Source organism: Xenorhabdus thuongxuanensis, assembly GCF_001908095.1.
Lineage (GTDB): Bacteria > Pseudomonadota > Gammaproteobacteria > Enterobacterales > Enterobacteriaceae > Xenorhabdus > Xenorhabdus thuongxuanensis.
On record NZ_MKGR01000112.1, the window covers coordinates 1 to 486 of the forward strand.

Here is a 486-nt window from a genome sequence, read left to right on the forward strand (position 1 = left end):
TACGGTCAGCCGTCACCTAAAAGATTTCATCGCTCAGGAAAAGCTCACCCCGGAAAATGGCGGGTCTGAAAGCCATCTCTCTGCCGAACAAACCACCGACCTGATTGATTATTTGACGGCCAATTTGATGCATACGACCACTCAAATTGTGGCCTATGTCCAAGCCCGTTGGCAGGTGTCTTTCAGCGTAGGCGGAATGACAAAATGGCTTCACCGCCAGGGTTTCAGCTACAAGAAACCAAAGGGCGTTCAGCATAAATTTGATGCGGATAAACAGCAACAGTTTATTGATGATTACCAATCGCTGAAAAACGCAGTGGGTCAGAGTGAACCTATCCTATTTATTGATGCGGTGCATCCTACCCAGTCCACAAAGCTCAGCTATGCCTGGATGAAAGCAGGAAAAAATCAGGTCAAAGTGGTCGAAACCACCGGCAGTCGTACCCGTCTCAATATTCTGGGTGCCCTCAATTTACAACGCATTGA

At 47.7% G+C, this 486-nt stretch carries 1 protein-coding gene; it reads left to right on the plus strand.

Annotation, left to right across the window (positions count from 1 at the left end):
* The coding region (locus Xentx_RS18285) for a winged helix-turn-helix domain-containing protein (protein WP_208607614.1) at positions 1 to 486 on the plus strand (486 nt) is incomplete at both ends.